We start from the raw sequence: 14,347 nt of genomic DNA, 5'->3' as shown, positions 1-14,347 counted from the left end.
GCGGGCGGCGCCCCCCCGCGCCGCCCACCCCCCCCCGGGGGGGGGCCCGGGCCCCCCCCCCCCCCCCCCCCCCCCCACGTCCGCGGGTCCGGCGGGTTCGTGCGCCCACAGGGTCCGTGCGTCCACAGTCGCGGAACCGCGAGGTCCGCGGATGGTCTACAGGCCCAGGCCCGTCGAACCGGTGCGCTTGGGTACCCACGGCAGATCGACGAGCGGCTCGGGGATGCTCAGCCCCAGGAGCAGTACCGCGGCGCCGAAGAACAGCAGCACACCCACGTCGGTGAACCGGCTGCGAATCGCCAGGACTCCCACGTCGGATACGAACAGCCGCAGTATCGCGGCGACCAGGAAGGTGCCCGCGATCAGGATCGCGGCGATCCGGAAGCCGTCGAGCGCGGCGGTCAGCAGCGCTGCGATCAGGCAGCCGAAGACCACCATCGCGGGCCACTCCCGCAGCGGTCCGGGTCCGGCCGGCGAGGCACCACCCTCGGGCAGGTAGGTGCCCGGCTCCTTCTTCCTGCCGTCCTTGCGCCGCCCCCGAGCGGTTGCCACAGGTCCCACCTCTCCTCGCTGGGCGTGAGCGACACCGCGTCGGACCCGCACTCCGCGGCCGCCGGTCGCGGGCGGGCACCCACGATCGCGCGGCCCGGGGCGAGGGTCCGACGCGGTTCGATCACAGGCTGGTGACCTGCCGCTCGGCGGCCTCGATGACGTTGGTGAGCAACATCGCGCGGGTCATCGGGCCCACCCCGCCGGGCATCGGGGCCACCCAGGCGGCCTTCTCGTAGGCCTCCGGGTGCACGTCGCCGACCAGACCCTGCTCGGTGCGGGTGATGCCCACGTCCAGCAGCACCGCGCCGGGCTTGACCATGTCCGCGCTGATCAGGCCGGGCACGCCGGCCGCGGCGACGACGACGTCCGCCTGGAGCACGTGGAACGGCAGTTCCTTGGTGCCGGTGTGGCACAGGGTCACCGTGGCGTTCTCGGTGCGTCGGGTGAGCAGCAGCCCGATCGGGCGGCCGACGGTGACGCCGCGGCCGATCACGCACACCTCGGCACCGTTGATCTCGATGTCGTGCCGGCGCAACAGTTCGACGATGCCGCGCGGGGTGCACGGCAGCGGCGCCTCCTGGCCCAGCACCAGTCGGCCCAGGTTCGTCGGGTGCAGGCCGTCGGCGTCCTTGTCCGGGTCCATCAGCTCCAGGACCCGGTTGGCGTCCAGGTGCCTGGGCAGCGGGAGTTGCACGATGTAGCCGGTACAGGCCGGATCCGCGTTGAGCTCGCGGACCACGTCCTCGACCTGCTCCTGCGTCGCGTCCGCGGGCAGGTTGCGCTGGATGCTGGCGATGCCCACCTGGGCGCAGTCGCGGTGCTTGCCGCGCACGTACGAGTGGCTGCCGGGGTCGTCACCCACGAGCACGGTGCCCAGACCCGGCGTGATGCCTCGGGCCTTCAGTGCCTCGGCCCGAACGGCCAGTTCGGCTTTGATGGCGGTGGCGGTGGCCTTGCCGTCGAGGATCTGCGCCTTCAAGTTCTGTCTCCTGGTCCGCGGTTTGGGGCCGGTCGCTGCGATTGTCCCGTATCCGCGTCGGTCGCGCGGCGGGCCCCGTGCAGGAGCCGGGCGGGCGGGGCCAGAATGCGTCGCTGGACGAACTCGGGCAGCTGCCGGGCGGGCAGTGGTTCGTTCGCCCGGGCGATGGTGCGACCCAGTCGTTTCAGGTGTTGGCGCAGCACCGGATACCCCCACAGATCCGGCTGGTCGGGCAGCGTCGGGGGGCGCCGCTCCTCGGCGGCGGAGGCCAGTTCGGCCAGGTAGGCGTCCAGCCGGTCGAGGTCGTCGGCGGGAATCGGCTCGGGTGGCTCGGTGCGGTAGGTCTCGGGTGCGGTCATCAGTCGATAGCCGAGCCGTTGGGCGGTCACGATCGCGGGCCACAACCGCTCGACGTCCAGCCGGCGGCCGGTGAACTCGCCCAGTGCCGCCTCGTACACGCTCCACAGGTCGAGCAGTTCGCGCCGGGCCGCCCGCCGGGTGCTGCCCCAGGCACGATCGTCCACGATCTGCCCGGTGACCGTGGCCCGCAGCAGCATCGACTCGGCCCGGATGGTCCGGCCGAGTCGGCGCGGCAATCGGGTCGCGGACGCGCGCGGCCACAACACCAGGCTCGCGGTCAGGCCGACGGCCAGGCCCAGGACGGTGTCGATGAGCCGGGTGGCGGCCAGGTCGCCCACGTGCGCGTCGGGTTGGCCGGTAGCGGCCAGGAAGAGGCCGACCGGGGTCACGCACGCGGCGCCCACGGCCAGATTGCGGGCGATCACGGTCTGCGTCGCGCCGAACAGCAGCGCGACGGCGATCACCGCGAGCCAGCGGTTGGGCATCAGGTCGTGGAAGAACAGCGCGATCACCGCGACGCCCACGAGCGTGCCGATCGCCCGTTGCAGCACCCGGCCGAAGTCCAGCACGACGTTGCCGCCCTGGAGCGCGGCGCCGGCCGCGATGGCCACCCATACCGGGTGCACCACCGGCAGCAGCGCGGCGGCCAGCGTCGCCGAGCCGACGCCCAGTCCGGTGCGCAGCGCGGTCGGCGGGACCAGGGACGAGCGGTCGAACGCGGCGCGCATGCGCTCGCCGGCGGTGGGTCGCCGGCCGGGGATGATCTCGCCCTCCTTGACCGCCGGTTGGCCGGCCGCAGCGGCGGCCGCCCGGAGCACCGTGCGCAGGTAGCGTTCGGCGGCGGTCTCGGTGTCGGCGAGTACCGCGGGCATCACCGGGACCAGCTTGGGCTGCCCGACCGCGCCGGCCAGCGCGCGCACGGTGTCCGTGATCTCCGGCGGCAGCGGCCGGGTGCGCTCGACGGCGAGCAGTTGGGCGGCCTGGAACAGGTCGAGCGCGCGCCGGCACAACACCCGCAACCGACGGGCCTCGCCGGTGCGCCGATTGCGCTTGGTGTCGGCGCGCAACACGCTCACCCACGCGCTGTGCACGGTCTCGGACGCGCGGTGTCGGGCGGCGTCGCTGGGCTGGTCGCCGATCGAGGCGAAGAAGTCGGCGAGCGCGTCGAAGCAGGCCGCGAGCGCCATGTGCTCGGGGTGGCGCGGACGCACCAGCCAGCCGGACATCGACACCAGCCATGCCCCGGCGGCGCCCACGAGCACCAGCGCGGCCCGCTCGGGGATCATGTCGGGTTGGTGTGGCAGGAAGGCGCCCATCGCGCAGACCAGGGTGAACATGTAGCCGCCCGGGCGGTCCACCTGCAACGCGCCGCACAGGAAGGTGGCGACGGCGGCGACCAGGGTGATCACCGGGACGTACAGGAGCGCGGTGCCGGCCGCGAGCGAGCCCAGGGTCAGCGACAGGGCCAGGCCCAGGCCGACCAGCGCGAGGGTGATCGCCCGGCGCGCATACGGCTCCTTGGCCGCGTACAGCACGGTGTAGCCGCCCAGCGCGGCGAACGTGCCGTAGCCGACGCCCAGGGCCGCGGTGACGATCGCGAACGGGATGCCCACGCCGAGCGCGGCGCGCGCCCCGGCCGCCCAGGTGAAGCCTCTGCCGGTGAGCGTGACGAGGGGCTTGATCTGGTTCTGTGGGCCCAGCTCGGGCGGGTGCAGCGCCGGGAACGGCGGCAGCGTGGGCGGGTCGGAGGAGGCCGCCGAGGGCCCGGGCGGCAACGCGAGTGGTGTGCGTTGCGGCTGGGGTCCGGGGGTCGCCTGATCCTGCATGCTCCCATGCAACGCACCTTTCGCCGGGAATGCCAAGTCCCACCGCATGATCCCGATCACCGGAGCCGACAAAGACCTACCGGGCGCCAACCGCCCCGGTGTAACGTGCCGCCTCCAACAGGCTCCCGGGTGGTGGGGGCGACGCCGGGCCCGTCACGGCGCTCGCGCGTCGACGACCCCGGAGCCATCGGCGTCGCGTACCGCGTGTGCGCGCGTTCTCAGGGGAGAGTTCCGCATGTCCCAACCTCCGGGTCCGTACGGCCCGACGCCCGGCTATGGCGCCGAGGGCCAGGGCTATGGTCAGCCCGCCTACGGTCAACCGGCGTACGGTCAGCCCGGCCCGCAGGCCGGCTACGGCCAGCCCTACGGCTACGGCCCGCCACCGAACATCGGCGACTACTGCGCGAGTTGGGGCCGCCGCGTGGGCGCGACCCTGCTCGACGGCCTGGTCGGGGCACTGGTCGGGATCCCGATGCTCGGTGGGTTCCTGTGGTTCGGGAGCGAGAGCACCGTGACCGAGCACCTCGACGGCACCGAGACGACCACCTACGACGGCGGGCCGGGCCCGATCGTGCTGATGGTCGTCGGCGGCCTGGCGCTGCTCGGCTTCGGGCTCTGGCAGCTCTACCGCCAGGGCAAGACCGGCCAGACCATCGGCAAGGGCGCGGTCGGGATCAAGGTGCTGCGCGAGAGCGACGGGATGCCCACCGGCTTCGGGATGGCCTTCGTCCGCCAGATAGCACACTTCCTGGACTCGATCGCGTGCTACGTCGGCTGGTTGTGGCCGTTGTGGGACGACAAGAAGCAGACGTTCGCGGACAAGGTCTGCTCGACGGTCGTGGTCAAGGTCTGAGCGGGAGCAAGGTGTGGGCGGCACCCACACCGAGCGCACGAGGCGCGACCCCGCCGGGGTCGCGCCTCGTGTGTGTTCCGGCCGGTCGGTGCGACCTGCTCAGTGGAAGAAGTGCCGGGTACCGGTGAAGTACATGGTGATCCCGGCCGCACGCGCCGCCTCGACCACCTGTTCGTCGCGGACCGAGCCACCGGGCTGGACCACCGCCCGCACGCCGCCCGCGATCAGCACCTCCAGGCCGTCGGCGAACGGGAAGAACGCGTCGGACGCGGCCACCGAGCCGGCCGCCCGCTCCCCGGCCCGCTGCACGGCCAGCTTGGCCGAGTCGACCCGGTTGACCTGGCCCATGCCCACGCCCACGGTCGCGCCGCCGGAGGCGAGCAGGATCGCGTTGGACTTGACCGCGCGCACCGAACGCCAGGCGAACACCAGGTCGCGCAGCGTCTCGGCGTCGGCGGGCTCACCGGTGGCCAGCGTCCAGGCCGCCGCGTCGTCGCCGGGCGCCTGGTAGCGGTCGGTGTTCTGCAGCAGCAGCCCGCCGTCGATCTGGCGGAACTCGGCCGGCGTGCGCGGCGCCTCGGGGGCGCGCAGCACCCGGATGTTCTTCTTGCGGGCGAGCACCTCGACCGCGCCGTCCTCGTAGTCCGGCGCGACGATCACCTCGGTGAAGATCTCCGCGACCTGCTCCGCCATCGCCACGCTCACCGGCCGGTTGACCGCGATCACGCCGCCGTAGGCGGACACCGGGTCGCTCGCGTGCGCCTTCAGGTGCGCCTCGGCGACGTTCTCGCCGATCGCGATCCCGCACGGGTTGGCGTGCTTGATGATCGCCACGCAGGGCTGCTCGTGGTCGTACGCGGCGCGCCGGGCCGCGTCGGTGTCCATGTAGTTGTTGTAGGACATCTCCTTGCCGTGGAACTGCTCGGCGCCCGCGAGGCCGCCGGTGCCGTCCACGTACAGGGCCGCGGCCTGGTGCGGGTTCTCGCCGTAGCGCAGCACGTTCTCCCGGCGGCGGACCGAGCCGAGGAAGGCCGGGAAGCTCTCCTCGTCGGCCGGCGCGTAGCCGTTCGAGAACCAGGAGGCGACCGCGACGTCGTACGCGGCGGTGTGCCCGAACGCCTCGCCCGCGAGCCGCTTGCGCTGCGCGAGGTCGAAGCCGCCCGCCCCGAGCGCGGCGAGCACGTCGGCGTAGCGGTCCGGGCTGGTCACCACCGCGACGGAGGGGTGGTTCTTGGCCGCGGCGCGGACCATCGAGGGGCCGCCGATGTCGATCTGCTCGACGCACTCGTCCGCGCTCGCGCCCGACTCGACGGTCTGCGTGAACGGGTACAGGTTGACCACGACCAGGTCGAACGGCCGTACGTCCAGCTCTTCGAGCTGCGCGCGGTGCGACTCCAGGCGCAGGTCGGCCAGGATGCCGGCGTGCACGCGCGGGTGCAGCGTCTTGACCCGGCCGTCCAGGCACTCCGGGAAGCCGGTCAGTTCCTCGACCTTGGTCACGGGCACGCCCGCGGCGGCGATTCGGGCGGCGGTGGAGCCGGTGGAGACCAGTTCGACGCCGGCCGCGTGCAGGCCCTGGGCCAGTTCCTCCAGACCGGTCTTGTCGTACACGCTGATCAACGCGCGACGGATCGGGCGGCGTGCCTCGTCCTCGGTGCCGGCGGTGGGGGTGGGGGCGGCGGAAGTCATGCGGGGATCCGGACCTTTCTTCCTTCGATGCGGTAGCCCTCGCGGGCCAGCCGGCCCACGACCTCGACGAGCAGGGTGCGCTCGACAGTCTTGATGCGCTCGTGCAACGCCTCGCCGCCGTCGGCGTGATCGCCGTCCTCGACCGCGACGACGCCCTGAGCGATGATCGGCCCGGTGTCCACGCCGGCGTCCACGAGGTGGACCGTGCAACCGGTCACCTTGGCGCCGTACGCGAGCGCGTCCCGGACGCCGTGCGCGCCGGGGAACGAGGGCAGCAGTGCGGGGTGGGTGTTGACGGTGCGTTCCTCGAAGCGGGCCAGGAAGCGCGGGCCCAGGATCTTCATGAAGCCGGCCGAGACCACCAGATCGGGTTCGTACGCGGCGACCGCGTCGGCGAGCGCGGCGTCCCAGCCCGCCCGGTCCGGGTGATCGGCGACGCGTTCGACGAAGGTGGGCACACCCGCCCGCTCGGCCCGGGTCAGCCCCGCGATGTGCTCGCGGTCGGCGCCCACGGCCACCACCCTCGCGCCGTACGCGGGATCCGCGCACGCGTCGAGCAGGGCCTGGAGGTTGGTGCCGGAGCCGGAGACCAGAACGACGAGCCGGGCCGGCCCGGGGATGCGCGGGGCGTGAACGGCCACTGCTTTTCGGCTCTTTCCGGAAGGGAAGGGCGGGAGGGGCACCAAATGGATTCGGGCTCTCGCCGGGATCTCGCACGGGTCCGGCGGGCGTTCCCCGACAGGAGGCGGGAACACGGAGCGGCGCCCGTACGTCGGCAACGATAGCGTCAGGGGGTAGGCAGTACCGAACCGGCGGGGTGGGATGCCGAGGACGGGGCCGGGGACAGGGCCTTGGGGCCCCTCGGCGCCGCCGCCCGGCTACGGTGCACCCCGCACACGTACGATCCTGGGAAGGGAATCCCGCGATCCGGCACGACGAGGGCAGGCAGAGGATGAGTACCGGCAACGAGACCGACGAGCGGGATCCCTACGCCCCGCCGCCGGAGGGTACGCCCGATCGCCCGCCGGCCGCCCCGTGGAACGTGCCCGGCAACGGGCGAGGGGACGGCGGCAACGGGGGCGATCGGCACGGCCGCGAGGACCGGCCGCAGCGGGCGCCGCGCGAACCGCGCGAGCAGCCCGACCCCAAGGACATCCGGGTCCGCAATGGCCGACTGGCGCTGTGGTCGGGGGTGTGGGCGGTGTTCTTCGCGCTGTTCCTGCCGTCCGACCTGGGCCTGGTGCTCGGCGTGGTGCTGGGCGTGGTCGCCCTGGTGCTCGGCATCCGGACGGTGCGCGGGACGACGCCGGCCACGGCCGGGCCGCGGATCGAGGAGGGCCCGGGCGGCACCGCTCGGCACCCGGGGCACGCCCCGGGCGGGCCCGCCCATCGGCCGCGGGTGCGCCGACCGGCGGGCAGCCGCTCCGGCGCCGCGCTCGCGGGCCTGGTCACCGGCGCGATCGCGGTGGTCTACGTGCTGGGCGTGTGGACGTTCGAGGCGGTCAACAAGGACTACTACGACTGCATGGACAGCGCGCTCACCAAGACCGGCGAGCAGCGCTGCCTGGACAAGCTGCCGGAGCGCTACCACTTCCTCGTGGACGGCACGATCTAGGCGGTTGCCCTGTCCGGCGAACCTCGGTCGGGCCGCGCCGCCCGGGACGGCCCGGGCGTGACCCGGCTGCGTCGACTCGCAGGGCTGGTCGGCGGGTCTACGACGGGCCGCCGGTTCCGAAGGCCGTCTCCGCTTCGGCGGGGGCGGCCTTCGGGTTCTCCCGACCGCGCCACCAGGTCGTGACCAGTGCGGTCGGGGCGGCGATCAGCGCGATCTCGACGGTCAGCGCGGCGGCGGTGCGCCATACGTTCGGGCCCAGTTCGGCGAGGTTGGCCAGGCCCGCGGTGCCGGAGGCCAGTCGGGTCGAGGCGAGGGTGAGCAGGCCGACGCCCAGGGCCGCCCCGGCAGCGTGCGAGGTGACCGCGAGCCAGGCCCGCGGCGGTTCGGCGCGGGCCGCGAAAAGGCCGGCCACGACGCCTGCGAGCAGCGGAAGCACCGCGGGCGCCCACGCGGTGGAGGGCACCGTGGTGGGGCCGGGCAGCGCGGCGAACAGGGGCAGCGTGGGCAGCGGGCCAAAGGTGCTGCCGGTGGGCGCGAGCGTGGTGGCCGCGCCGAGCGCGAACCCGGTGCCGGCCGCATAGGACACCGCCCACACGATCGCGTTGGGCACCAGCACGGCGCACAACACGGCCAGCGCCGCGAAGCCGACCGCGTCGTGCGTGGTCAGCGCCAGCGCGATCCGGACCTGGCCGGCGTGCGCGAACAGGCACGCGAGCACCAGGAGCGCGCCGCCCGCCGCGAGCACGGCGGCCGAGGCCAGGCCGGCCCGCACGGCCGGCACCCGCACCAACGCGGGCCCGAACGCGCCCAGCAGTCCGGCCGCCAGGACGCCGAGCGCGGCCACCGCGACGGTGCCGGACTCCGGCCGCACGCTCGGCGTACCCACGCCGGCGGCGACCGCGTACAGCAAGCCGGTGTACACCAGCGCCTGGGACGCCAGCACGATCGCGGTCCCGGCGAGGCCGTCCGCAAGCCGGCGGCCCAGCCGACACAGCAGCCAGATCAGCGGCACGGTCAGGCCGAGCGGGGCCAGCCGCAGCGGTACGACGGTCACGATCGGATCGACCGAGCCGGTCGCCGTGTGGCTGATCTCGACGAACTCGAAGCCGACGTGATGCGCCGCGAGCCAGATTCCGCCGATCACGCGCAGCAGCGCCTGCGGGTGATCGAAGCTGCCGGAGGTGGCCCCGCACATGGCCACGATCAGCACGAGCACCCCCACCGTGCCGAGCCCCGCCCCGACCGCGAGCAGCGCGGACACCACCCCGCGGGCGAGGGCCTGCGCGATCCGGGCGGTGTCGGGGCGGCGGCGGGCGAAGCCGGCCACCGCGGCCACGCCCGGCAGGCCGAGGAGGACGGCACTCGGCGGCCGACCGGGCGGCGGCGGGCCCCACGGTTGCGCTCCGAACGCCGCGGACTCGCCGGGGGCCTCCACGGGGGTCGACACCGGCAGCGCGCCGGGCGGACGGTCCGGCCTGGGCGGGGCGACGAGCGGCGGCGCCTGGGGGCGGGGCGGCGGAGGCGGCGACGCGGGGACCTCGGTGGGCCCGGGGGCGTCGACGGCCTCGGTGGGCTCGGGGGCCTCCGTGGGCCCGTCTGCCTCGGCCGAATCGGTGGCCTCGGCGGGCTCGGGCAACTCCGCCAGGTCCGGCGGGGTCGGCGGGTCGGCGGCTTCGGGCGGCGCGGCGGCTTCCGACGACTCCCGCGGTCCGGATGCCCGCGCGGGCTCGACGGGCGGCCTTGGCCCCACGTCCGGTGCCGTTTCCGGCGTCGGGCCCGGCGCCCCCTCGGGGAGCGGTTCCGGCAGCGGCTCGGGGGTCGGGTCCGGAGTCGTCTCGGGTGTCCGGCCGAGCGCCTCCCCGAGGTACCCGGGCGGCGGCGCCGAAAGGTGCTCGACGCCCGCCCACGGAGTGGAGCCGGCCACCGTCCAGGGCGCCGACGGGCCGTGCTCGGTTTCCGGCGTTTCGGTCACGCCCCCCATGCTGCCCACGCGGCTGCGATCCGAGCCGCATATGACCACGAGGCGTGACAGAACACCCCATTTGATCGATTGAAGTTGGTTAATATGCATTATCGATCGACCCTCGGGTACCTCACGCCCTCATGGGCATCGACAACGAGCGGACCGAGCCGCACGAGCGCGCCCCGGGCTTCGACGCCCTGTATGCGGCGATCGCACCCGACATCGCGCGCTACGCATATCTGCTGACCGCGAGCCCCACCCGGGCCGCGCACGTGACCCGGCACGTGTTCGCCCGGGTCTGGCGGGACCTGCCGGACGTCGAGAACACTCCCGCCGATGCCGCCCATGTCCGCACGCTCGCGGGTGACCTCGCGCTCGGTCGCCGGTTCCTGCTGCGGCGCGCCCTCTGGCGACTGGTACCGCATCCGGACCGCACCGACCGGGTCGTCCCGCACGCCGAGGACGACGCGCATCGCGACCGGGACATCGCGCTCCTGCGCGCGCTCCAGCGGGTGCCGAGCCACCGTCGGCGGGTGTTCGTGCTGCGTCACCTGTACGGGATGTCGCCGGAGCAGGTCGCGGTCGAGACGGAGGCGACCACCGAGGCCACCCGGATCCGGCTCCTGCACGCGCACGAGGACCTCGCCGAGCTGGTGCCCGCGCTGACCGGCCCGTCGCCGAACTGCCCCGAGGCACACGACTTCCTGACCACGATCACCCGTGACCTCGCGGCCCGCCACGAACCCCGCGTACCCGGTCCGCACGCGTCCCGGGTGGGTAGCAGGGCCCGGGCCTCGCTGCTCGTCGCGGTGGTCGCGGCGGCGATCCTCGCGCTGCTGATCGCCTCGCTGCCGCCGCTGCTCGCTCCGGGCACCTCACGCGACTCGCGGGGCGGCTACCGGGTCCCGGCGATCACCGGCTCCGCGGCGGCCCGCAGGCTGCCGCCCGTGCCCGCCGATCTCGCGGCCCCACGGCCGCCCGCTGCCGCCCCGCCCGCCCCGGAGGCCGACACCCCGGAGCCCGCCGCGCCCACGATCGCGGCTCCGGCGCCGGAGCCGGAGCCGGAGCCGACCCCCGCCGAGCAGTCGCCCACGCCGGAGCCGGCCGGCGCGGCCGAACAGACCACCCCGCGGTTGCACGTCGTGGTGCCCACCGCGGGGCGGCCGGCCGATCCGGCCCCGACCCGGGTGTTCGCACCCGCCCCGCCCTCGCGCGGCACCGCCGCGCTACTGGCTCCGGAGACCGGGTTCACCCTGGACACGAGCTGCGTGGACAACGGGCTGCGACGCGCGCCGCAGCACTGACCGGACGACGTGTGGCTCGGACCCGCCCGGAAACCACGACGCCCCGCGCACCGCCTGGAAGGCGGCTCGCGGGGCGTCGTGGGTCACGGGTGACCGGTGGGTCAGCCCGCCATGATCTCGCGCATCAGGCGCGCCGTCTCGGACGGCGTCTTGCCGACCTTGACGCCGACGGCCTCGAGCGCGTCCTGCTTGGCCTGCGCGGTGCCCGAGGAGCCCGAGACGATGGCGCCGGCGTGGCCCATGGTCTTGCCCTCGGGGGCGGTGAAGCCCGCGACGTAGCCGACGACCGGCTTGGTGATGTGCTCGGCGATGTAGGCCGCGGCACGCTCCTCGGCGTCGCCGCCGATCTCGCCGATCATCACGATCGCGTCGGTGTCCGGGTCGTCCTGGAACGCCTGGAGGCAGTCGATGTGCGTGGTGCCGATGATCGGGTCGCCACCGATGCCGACGGCGGTCGAGAAGCCGATGTCGGCCAGCTCGTACATCATCTGGTAGGTCAGCGTGCCCGACTTGGACACCAGACCGATCCGGCCCGGCTTGGTGATGCTCGCCGGGATGATGCCCGCGTTGGACTGGCCGGGGGTGATCAGGCCGGGACAGTTCGGGCCGATGATCCGGGTCTTGTTGCCCTTGGCGCCGGCGAGCGCCCAGAACTGCGCGGTGTCGTGCACCGGCACGCCCTCGGTGATGACCACGGCGAGGCCGATCTCGGCCTCGATGGCCTCGACCACGGCGTCCTTGGTGAACTTCGGCGGCACGAAGACCACGGTGACGTCCGCGCCGGTGGCCTCCATGGCCTCCGCCACGGTGCCGAATACCGGTACCTCGGTGCCGTCCACGTCGACCGTGGTGCCGGCCTTGCGCGGGTTCACGCCACCGACGATGTTCGTCCCGGAGGCGAGCATCCGGTGGGTGTGCTTCATCCCCTCGGAGCCGGTCATGCCCTGGACGATGACCTTGCTGTCCTTGGTCAGGAAGATAGCCATGTTGGGTCGGTCTCCCTTACTTCGCGGCAGCGAGCTCGGCGGCCCGCTCGGCCGCGCCATCCATGGTGTCCACCTGCTGGACCAGCGGGTGGTTCGCGTCGGTGAGGATCTGACGACCCAGCTCCGCGTTGTTCCCGTCCAGACGCACGACGAGCGGCTTGGTGACCGCCTCGCCCTTCTGCTTCAGCAGTTCGAGCGCCTGCACGATGCCGTTCGCGACCGCGTCGCACGCGGTGATGCCGCCGAAGACGTTGACGAACACCGACTTGACGTCGGCGTCGCCCAGGATGATCTCCAGGCCGTTCGCCATCACCTCGGCGGACGCGCCGCCGCCGATGTCGAGGAAGTTGGCCGGCTTCACGCCGCCGTGGTTCTCCCCGGCGTACGCGACCACGTCGAGCGTGGACATGACCAGACCCGCGCCGTTGCCGATGATGCCGACCGAGCCGTCGAGCTTGACGTAGTTCAGACCCTTGGCCTTGGCCGCCGCCTCCAGCGGGTCGGCCGCGTCCTTGTCCTCGAGCGCCTCGTGGTCGGGGTGCCGGAAGTCGGCGTTCTCGTCGAGCGAGACCTTGCCGTCCAGCGCGATGATCTTGCCCTCTTCGGACTTGATCAGCGGGTTGACCTCGACGAGCGTGGCGTCCTCTTCGACGAAGACGGTCCACAGCGTCTTGAGGGTCGCGACGATCTGGTCGTGCAGCTCGGCGGGGAACTTCGCCGCCTCGACGATCTCGCGGGCCTTGGCCTCGGTCACACCCTCGATCGCGTCGACCGGGATCTTGGCGAGCGCGTCGGGGTTCTCCTCCGCGACGACCTCGATCTCGACGCCACCCTCGACGGACGCCATCGCGAGGAAGGTGCGGTTGGTGCGGTCGAGCAGGAACGAGACGTAGTACTCGTCCACCGGCTTGGCCAGACCGGCCAGCATGACCTTCTTGACGATGTGGCCCTTGATGTCGAGGCCGAGGATCTGCTCGGTCTTCTCGACGACCTCGTCGGTGCTGAAGGCCAGCTTCACGCCACCGGCCTTGCCGCGGCCACCGACCTTCACCTGCGCCTTGACGACGGCCTTGCCGCCCATGCGCTCGGCGGCGGCGCGTGCCTCCTCCGGCGTGAAGACGACTTCACCGGGCAGAACCGGCACACCGTGCTTAGCGAAGAGATCCCTCGCCTGGTACTCGAACAGGTCCACGCGGGTCCGTCCTTGTGATCGCGATCGGATATGCGGAACATGCGCAGCCGCGTCCGTCGTCGCGCAGGTCCGGCAGGCTCGCCCCCAGTTCTGGTGGACGGCGTCCGCACGCGTAGCTGATCCGCCTTGCAGGTTATCGGGCAGGAGTGCTAGGTCCGAAACGGGGTCTTGGGCACGCCCCTCGGGAGACCCTCGCCCACGGCCCGGCCGCACGTCGAGATCCGCCCGTTTACGCCTGTTCCACCGTGACACAGGGAACACATCGAAACGGACCGTGACAGCGTGGATGTGGCCGATCCCACCCCCGCACCATGCAGCCGATCATCACACTTGTTCGGAACCCCCGCGTATGAACGAACGGACAGTCACCATGGATGTGCAATCCGATTCCGACGAAGGAGCCGAGATGACAACGCTCGTCCAAGAGGCGCCCACGTCGGCCTCGCTCGAAGAACTGTTCGCGCATCCGACGCGGTACATCGCCGCCTTGCCGGTGCCGCAGGGCATCCGAGCGGAGTACATCGAGGGGATCTACCACGTGACACCGCCGGCCGATGAGCAACACAACTTTTGGGCGAGCGAGATCCACTGGCAACTCCGAACGGCCGGCCTGGATCTCGCGGTCATCGGCATGGGTTACTGCGTCGAACCCGCGGGCTCCAAGCACGTCACCGGCGCATTCATCCCCGACTTCGCGGTCCAACACAGGCGAGCCGGCGAAAGCGACGAGGCGTATCGAAGCAGCCACGACGGTTGGTATCCGGTAAGCATGGTCCGCCTCGTCGGCGAGGTGACCTCACCCGGCAACGCATCGATCGACCGTGAGGGGAAATATCGCACCTACGCCCGTGCGGGCATTCCCGTCTATGTGTTGATCGATCGTCAGAAAGGGGAGGCCATCGCATACTCGGACCCGGTCGACCTGGGAAGAAAATCGCACTACCGCACTACCGCCTCGGTCGAAATCGGTCTGAAACTGAGCCTCCCCGGCGGTCTCCCCGTTCTCGACACTTCGGCACTGACCTGAC

Annotated in this window: 12 protein-coding genes; 4 read left to right on the top strand and 8 right to left on the bottom strand. The window is 72.8% G+C overall.

The window, feature by feature from the left end:
• Positions 1–156: 156 nt before the first annotated feature.
• The 3 genes from ACIBM5_RS28580 to ACIBM5_RS28570 all read right to left on the bottom strand — a co-directional run bounded on the left by ACIBM5_RS28580 (position 157) and on the right by ACIBM5_RS28570 (position 3,717).
• The gene (locus ACIBM5_RS28580) at positions 157–552 is read right to left on the bottom strand and encodes a DUF3017 domain-containing protein (protein ID WP_396009381.1); all 396 of its coding nucleotides are present in this window, start codon (positions 550–552) and stop codon (positions 157–159) included.
• Between the two features lie 121 nt (positions 553–673).
• Positions 674–1,531, bottom strand: a complete 858-nt coding sequence (locus tag ACIBM5_RS28575) for a bifunctional methylenetetrahydrofolate dehydrogenase/methenyltetrahydrofolate cyclohydrolase (RefSeq protein WP_355536715.1) — start codon at positions 1,529–1,531, stop codon at positions 674–676.
• The gene (locus ACIBM5_RS28570; protein WP_396009380.1) at positions 1,528–3,717 is read right to left on the bottom strand and encodes an FUSC family protein; all 2,190 of its coding nucleotides are present in this window, start codon (positions 3,715–3,717) and stop codon (positions 1,528–1,530) included. Before ACIBM5_RS28570 ends, ACIBM5_RS28575 begins: the two co-directional genes overlap by 4 nt.
• Before the next feature lie 235 nt (positions 3,718–3,952).
• Between ACIBM5_RS28570 and ACIBM5_RS28565 the strand changes: the two genes are divergently transcribed.
• Positions 3,953–4,570, top strand: a complete 618-nt coding sequence (locus ACIBM5_RS28565) for an RDD family protein (protein WP_391585328.1) — start codon at positions 3,953–3,955, stop codon at positions 4,568–4,570.
• Between the two features lie 99 nt (positions 4,571–4,669).
• Here the strand turns inward: ACIBM5_RS28565 and purH are convergent, their stop codons facing one another.
• Together purH and purN are read right to left on the bottom strand one after the other, a co-directional pair.
• A complete protein-coding gene (gene purH, locus ACIBM5_RS28560; protein ID WP_396009379.1) occupies positions 4,670–6,259 on the bottom strand; it encodes a bifunctional phosphoribosylaminoimidazolecarboxamide formyltransferase/IMP cyclohydrolase in 1,590 nt (529 codons plus the stop codon).
• Entirely contained in the window at positions 6,256–6,900 is a 645-nt protein-coding gene (purN, locus tag ACIBM5_RS28555; RefSeq protein ID WP_396009378.1) for a phosphoribosylglycinamide formyltransferase, read from the bottom strand. The genes purH and purN overlap by 4 nt, the downstream gene beginning before the upstream one ends.
• 311 nt (positions 6,901–7,211) lie before the next feature.
• On the opposite strand from purN, the gene ACIBM5_RS28550 reads away from it, so the two are divergent.
• Entirely contained in the window at positions 7,212–7,874 is a 663-nt protein-coding gene (locus tag ACIBM5_RS28550; RefSeq protein WP_391585331.1) for a hypothetical protein, read from the top strand.
• 97 nt (positions 7,875–7,971) lie between these two features.
• On the opposite strand, the gene ACIBM5_RS28545 is transcribed toward ACIBM5_RS28550, so the two are convergent.
• Complete coding sequence (locus tag ACIBM5_RS28545; RefSeq protein ID WP_396009391.1) at positions 7,972–9,069, bottom strand: DUF6350 family protein; 1,098 nt, start codon at positions 9,067–9,069, stop codon at positions 7,972–7,974.
• A gap of 908 nt (positions 9,070–9,977) precedes the next feature.
• Here ACIBM5_RS28545 and ACIBM5_RS28540 point away from each other — a divergent pair.
• A complete protein-coding gene (locus tag ACIBM5_RS28540) occupies positions 9,978–11,141 on the top strand; it encodes an RNA polymerase sigma factor (RefSeq protein WP_396009377.1) in 1,164 nt (387 codons plus the stop codon).
• A gap of 101 nt (positions 11,142–11,242) precedes the next feature.
• On the opposite strand, the gene sucD is transcribed toward ACIBM5_RS28540, so the two are convergent.
• Both sucD and sucC read right to left on the bottom strand, forming a co-directional pair.
• Entirely contained in the window at positions 11,243–12,127 is an 885-nt protein-coding gene (sucD, locus tag ACIBM5_RS28535) for a succinate--CoA ligase subunit alpha (RefSeq protein WP_078975663.1), read from the bottom strand.
• Between the two features lie 16 nt (positions 12,128–12,143).
• Positions 12,144–13,319, bottom strand: a complete 1,176-nt coding sequence (sucC, locus tag ACIBM5_RS28530; RefSeq protein ID WP_078975664.1) for an ADP-forming succinate--CoA ligase subunit beta — start codon at positions 13,317–13,319, stop codon at positions 12,144–12,146.
• 406 nt (positions 13,320–13,725) lie between these two features.
• On the opposite strand from sucC, the gene ACIBM5_RS28525 reads away from it, so the two are divergent.
• Positions 13,726–14,346, top strand: coding sequence for a Uma2 family endonuclease (locus tag ACIBM5_RS28525; protein ID WP_396009376.1), 621 nt, complete (start codon positions 13,726–13,728; stop codon positions 14,344–14,346).
• Position 14,347 lies beyond the last annotated feature (1 nt).

This window comes from Embleya sp. NPDC050493 (genome assembly GCF_044458105.1).
Classification (GTDB): Bacteria; Actinomycetota; Actinomycetes; order Streptomycetales; family Streptomycetaceae; genus Embleya.
The sequence above is the reverse complement of the archived record's forward strand: the minus strand, read 5'-3'. Positions and strand labels throughout refer to the sequence as shown.

Bases quoted from the DNA above. Each gene is read 5' to 3' on its own strand.
- ACIBM5_RS28570 (WP_396009380.1), bottom strand. From the start codon at position 3,717: ATGCAGGATCAGGCGACCCCCGGACCCCAGCCGCAACGCACACCACTC.
- ACIBM5_RS28565 (WP_391585328.1), top strand. From the start codon at position 3,953: ATGTCCCAACCTCCGGGTCCGTACGGCCCGACGCCCGGCTATGGCGCC.
- purH (WP_396009379.1), bottom strand. From the start codon at position 6,259: ATGACTTCCGCCGCCCCCACCCCCACCGCCGGCACCGAGGACGAGGCA.
- ACIBM5_RS28550 (WP_391585331.1), top strand. From the start codon at position 7,212: ATGAGTACCGGCAACGAGACCGACGAGCGGGATCCCTACGCCCCGCCG.
- ACIBM5_RS28545 (WP_396009391.1), bottom strand. From the start codon at position 9,069: ATGTGCGGGGCCACCTCCGGCAGCTTCGATCACCCGCAGGCGCTGCTG.
- ACIBM5_RS28540 (WP_396009377.1), top strand. From the start codon at position 9,978: ATGGGCATCGACAACGAGCGGACCGAGCCGCACGAGCGCGCCCCGGGC.
- sucD (WP_078975663.1), bottom strand. From the start codon at position 12,127: ATGGCTATCTTCCTGACCAAGGACAGCAAGGTCATCGTCCAGGGCATG.
- ACIBM5_RS28525 (WP_396009376.1), top strand. From the start codon at position 13,726: ATGACAACGCTCGTCCAAGAGGCGCCCACGTCGGCCTCGCTCGAAGAA.